Source organism: Inquilinus sp. (assembly GCF_057815775.1).
In genome coordinates this window covers 1-2596 of the sequence record NZ_JBYRFX010000283.1, presented here as the reverse complement: position 1 = coordinate 2596, position 2596 = coordinate 1, and the positions used below count along the sequence as shown (strand labels likewise).

The 2596-nt window shown below is 68.1% G+C and carries 3 protein-coding genes; 1 reads left to right on the top strand and 2 read right to left on the bottom strand.

Annotated elements, in window-relative coordinates; genetic code table 11:
• Together AC3XYG_RS10160 and AC3XYG_RS10155 are read right to left on the bottom strand one after the other, a co-directional pair.
• Positions 1-387, bottom strand: a 387-nt coding sequence (locus AC3XYG_RS10160; protein WP_489139708.1) for an oxidoreductase, incomplete at its 3' end; no start/stop codon positions are given.
• Positions 388-497: 110 nt separating this feature from the next.
• On the bottom strand, positions 498-1160 hold the full coding sequence (locus tag AC3XYG_RS10155; RefSeq protein WP_489139707.1) for a TetR/AcrR family transcriptional regulator C-terminal domain-containing protein: 663 nt from the start codon (positions 1158-1160) through the stop codon (positions 498-500).
• 175 nt (positions 1161-1335) lie between these two features.
• Here AC3XYG_RS10155 and AC3XYG_RS10150 point away from each other — a divergent pair, with 175 nt between their 5' ends.
• A complete protein-coding gene (locus AC3XYG_RS10150) occupies positions 1336-2541 on the top strand; it encodes a multidrug effflux MFS transporter (RefSeq protein ID WP_489139706.1) in 1206 nt (401 codons plus the stop codon).
• The last annotated feature ends 55 nt before the right edge of the window (positions 2542-2596 follow it).

The following is a 2596-nucleotide window of genomic DNA, read 5'->3' as shown; positions in this document are numbered from 1 at the left end:
ATCCTCGGCGGGGCTGAGGGCCTTGCCGCCCTCCCACGGGCGCTGCGACGACGCCTTGCGCCCGGCATGGCCGAGCTGGATGCCGAAGCGCGTGCCGGGCAGGGCGACGCCGCGGGCGGCGGCCAGGCCGCGGGCCATCGCCCGCTCATTGGCATCGGAATAGAGGCCGAGGCAGCCATGGGTGATGCGGCCCCGGCGCTCGACCCCGGTCGCTTCCAGCACCACCAGTGCTGCGCCCGACATGGCGAGGGTCATCCAATGCTGCAAATGCCACTCGGTGGCGCTGCCGTCATCGGCGGAATACTGGCACATCGGCGCCACCACGATCCGGTTGGGTAGCGAGACCGGGCCGAGGGCCAGCGGGGAAAACAGCGCGGAAGCGGTCATGGGATCGCTCGATCGTTACGGGGCGGGCGTGAACATCGACGGCGTGGATGAGATGTTATGTCAGATCTTTCGATCCGCACCAGCCATCGGCGCAGGGCAGATCCGACGTTTCAGTCGGCGCGAGCGGAGGGCGTCGGGCCGAAGGCGCGCAGGAAGGTGCGCACGGCATTGGCGACGCCGACATCGATCTCCGCCTCGGCCGGCCGGGTGCCGAGCATGTGCGCGATGTGGAAATCGGCGTGGATCAGGGCCATGAACTGGCGCGCGGCCAAATCGGGATTCTCGACCTGGAGGTGGCCGGCATGGGCCAGCTTGGCGAGGCGGGCGGCGATCGCGGCCCAGGTGGTGCCGGGCCCGTGCTCGCGCCAGGCGGTGAACAGGGCCGGATAGCGCTCGCCGTCCGTCTGGAGCAGCCGGCGCAGCGTCGCCCCATCCTGGCTGTACAGGCAGTCGCGGACCAGCCGCGCGGCGAAGGCGGTCAGCTCCGCTGCCAGGTCCCGGGGCTGATCGGGGAAGGTGGTCAGCGTTCGGAACAGGCCGGCGTTGCAGCGGTCGGTCATCTCCCGCACCACGGCGATGAACAGCGCCTCCTTGTCGCCGTGATGGTTGTAGATGGTCTGGCGCGACACGCCGGCCTCGGACGCGATCAGGTCGATGCTGGCACCGGCGAAACCGTCGCGGCAGAACACCAGCGCCGCGGCGTCCAGCACCGAGGCCTGCTTGGCATACTGGCCGCGCCGGGGCGGGGCCGTCCGCCCGATCTCATCCGTCATCACTCGCATGGTCGCACGATAGGGGCTCTTGACGGATTGGACAATACTGTCCAATCTTTTGGACAGAGAGACGCAACCGCCGCTCGCAGAATGCGGTGTTGCGTCCTCCTGTGGTCACTCCCCCGCCCGGGAAGAAGCTCCCCTCCGCCGGCCCCCGTTTTCCGGAAGTATCCCCATGTCCTCGTCGCTGCTGCGCAATGCGATCGTTCTCGGCCTGCTCACCGCCATGGGGCCGTTCGCGATCGACATGTACCTGCCGGCGCTGCCCGCCATCGGCGTCAGCCTGTCGGCCGACACCGGCATGGTGCAGGCCAGCCTGATGGCGTTCTTCATCTCGCTCGGCGCCGGCCAGCTGATCTATGGGCCGCTGTCCGACATGCTCGGACGCAAGCTGCCGCTGTATTTCGGCCTGGCCGTGTTCCTGGCCGGCAGCATCGGCTGCGCCTTCGCGCCCGACATCGAGACGCTGATCGCCTTCCGCTTCCTGCAGGGCCTCGGCGCCTGCGCCGGCATGGTGATCCCGCGCGCCGTGGTGCGCGACCTGCACACCGGCACCGAGGCGGCGCGGCTGATGTCGCTGCTGATGCTGGTGTTCAGCGTCTCGCCGATCCTGGCGCCGCTGGCCGGCAGCTTCGTGATCGAGGCGGTGGGCTGGCGCGGCGTGTTCTGGGTGGTCACCGTGCTGTCGGCGCTCGGCATCCTGCTGATGGCGCTGTTCCTGGGCGAGACCCGGCCGCGTGAGCACCGGGTGGACAGCAGCATCGGCGGCGCCTTGTCGGCCTACCGTGCCCTGCTGACCGACTGGAAGTTCCTCGGCCTGACCTTCATCGGCGCCTTCGGCATCTCCAGCTTCTTCGCCTATCTCGCCAACTCCTCCTTCGTGCTGATCGAGCATTACGGCCTGTCGCCGCGGCTCTACGCCGTGTTCTTCTCGATCAACGCGGTGTCCTTCATCGGCGTGTCGCAGACCACCGGCTGGCTGGCGTCGCGCTTCGGCCTCAACCGCATCGTCCGGATCGCGGTGACCGGCTATGCCATCGCCATGGCGCTGCTGCTGGTTGTGACCCTGGCCGGAATCGACCGGCTGGACGTGCTGGCGACGCTGCTGTTCATCGGCTACGGCTTCCTCGGCCTGGTGATCCCGACCACCGCGGTCCTGTCGATGGAGGATCACGGCGCCATCGCCGGCACCGCCTCCGCGCTGATGGGCACGCTGCAATTCGTCACCGGTGCCGTGGCGATGGTGCTGGCCAGCTTGGTTGCCAACGGTACGGCCGTGCCGATGTCCGCGGCAATTGCCTGCTGCGCGGTGGTCGCATTCCTGCTCGCACAGCTGACGATGGGCAATTATGCCAGCGGCGTCAAAGCAGCCGCTGAATAACAGCTTCATTTACCGAGGTAAAACAGCCCGCATATTGCATGCGGGCTGTTTTGTA

What these genes read in the sequence shown, in the direction of transcription:
- AC3XYG_RS10155 (WP_489139707.1), bottom strand. Translation starts at nt 1,160, where the DNA reads ATGACGGATGAGATCGGGCGGACGGCCCCGCCCCGGCGCGGCCAGTAT.
- AC3XYG_RS10150 (WP_489139706.1), top strand. Translation starts at nt 1,336, where the DNA reads ATGTCCTCGTCGCTGCTGCGCAATGCGATCGTTCTCGGCCTGCTCACC.